Source organism: Candidatus Phytoplasma phoenicium (assembly GCF_001189415.1).
Taxonomy (GTDB): Bacteria; Bacillota_I; Bacilli_A; order Acholeplasmatales; family Acholeplasmataceae; genus Phytoplasma; species Phytoplasma phoenicium.
On the sequence record NZ_JPSQ01000024.1, the window covers coordinates 1 to 1,248 of the forward strand.

General features: G+C 24.4%; 3 protein-coding genes. All 3 read right to left on the reverse strand.

Features of this window, described 5'->3' with window-relative positions; all coding sequences use genetic code 11:
* Window positions 1–77: 77 nt before the first annotated feature.
* Window positions 78–254: a hypothetical protein gene (locus AlmWB_RS01795; RefSeq protein WP_157022379.1), complete on the reverse strand. Its 177-nt coding sequence runs from the start codon at window positions 252–254 to the stop codon at window positions 78–80.
* Window positions 255–311: 57 nt separating this feature from the next.
* Window positions 312–533 (reverse strand): hypothetical protein, encoded by a 222-nt coding sequence (locus AlmWB_RS01800; RefSeq protein ID WP_050337151.1) that lies wholly within the window; start codon window positions 531–533, stop codon window positions 312–314.
* A gap of 274 nt (window positions 534–807) precedes the next feature.
* Window positions 808–1,248, reverse strand: a 441-nt coding sequence (locus AlmWB_RS01865; protein WP_050337154.1) for a hypothetical protein, incomplete at its 5' end; no start/stop codon positions are given.

Below are 1,248 nucleotides of genomic sequence, written 5' to 3' on the forward strand. Positions count from 1 at the left end.
TCAACTAATTCGTAATCACAAATTAATGCTAATTGAGGATTATTAGTTTTGATAATTTCTTTTTGTTCGATGCTGATTTAGATTTTCATAGTTCCAATCCCATTTTCTAAAGTCATTAAAGGACGGTGAGTATCTTCATATTTTTGATCGTTAACTTTGAATGATAAAGAAAAATATTGTTCAGGATTGATGATAGTTTGGTTTGTTTCATAATGAATAGATATTTTAAAATATAAAGGAGTGGTAAGTGCCATTCCGTTGGTATTTAAAGTAGCTTAATGATTGATTGTAATTAAATGTTGATATTTTTGTTAGTTTAAGTTTAGTAGGGAAATGGTTAAAAGGATTTTATCTTCATTATTTCCCCCTGTTCGTTTAATAGTAAAAGAAGGAAAGTTATTCATTAATTGAATTGTCTCTTTTTTTTGTTGAGCAAAGTAATTACTTAAGGCACAAAGTGAAGCGATGGTAAAAAATAAACTGATAAAAACCACTAAAGTGGTAAAAATTTTATTTTTAGTTTGAATTTTCATAATTATTTTCCTCCTGGGATAATTGATGTAATAATATTAATCAAGTTATTAATTCCTGTAGTAAACCAAGGAATTTTGTTTTCATAGTAAAAGAAAACATAAAGATAAAAGTGACTTTAAAATAATGCAGCAATAAACACTTGTTTTTTACCAATTTAATTTTTTAGTTGTTAAAAGTTTTATTTCCTTTCCAAGATTTGTGTGTTGTTAAATAAAAAAAGACCCTTAAGAGGGTCTTGGTTTGTGATTAAAATAAATAAAAAATTTAATTTTTTTAACGTCTTCTGTTATTTCTTGGTTGATTTTGGTTATTTTGTATTTGATTTCTAATGATATTTATTTGTCTTTGATTTTGATCTATTCTTGTTTGAATATTTCTTAAAGTATTTATTTGTTCTTCTGAAGCATAAAATGGTGTATTATTAATGGTTAAAGTCATCTCTCGTGTTAACAATAAATATTCCCTTTCCAATTGAATTCTTGTCATATTATTATCAAAATTTCTTAACATTCGTTCTTGATTATTGAGTTGTCTTTGTTGATAAGTTATTATTTGTTGGTGTGTTTGTTGTATTTGATTAAACAAAAAATTAATTTCTGTTTCTGAACTATGATTAAAAAGAGCATTAATCAATTGTTGAAATATTCTTTCTTGAGTTATTAATAAATTTCTAAAAGTATTATATTCATCTATATGATTATTATCATGTCCGTT

Bases quoted from the DNA above. Each gene is read 5' to 3' on its own strand.
- AlmWB_RS01795 (WP_157022379.1), bottom strand. From the start codon at position 254: ATGGCACTTACCACTCCTTTATATTTTAAAATATCTATTCATTATGAA.
- AlmWB_RS01800 (WP_050337151.1), bottom strand. From the start codon at position 533: ATGAAAATTCAAACTAAAAATAAAATTTTTACCACTTTAGTGGTTTTT.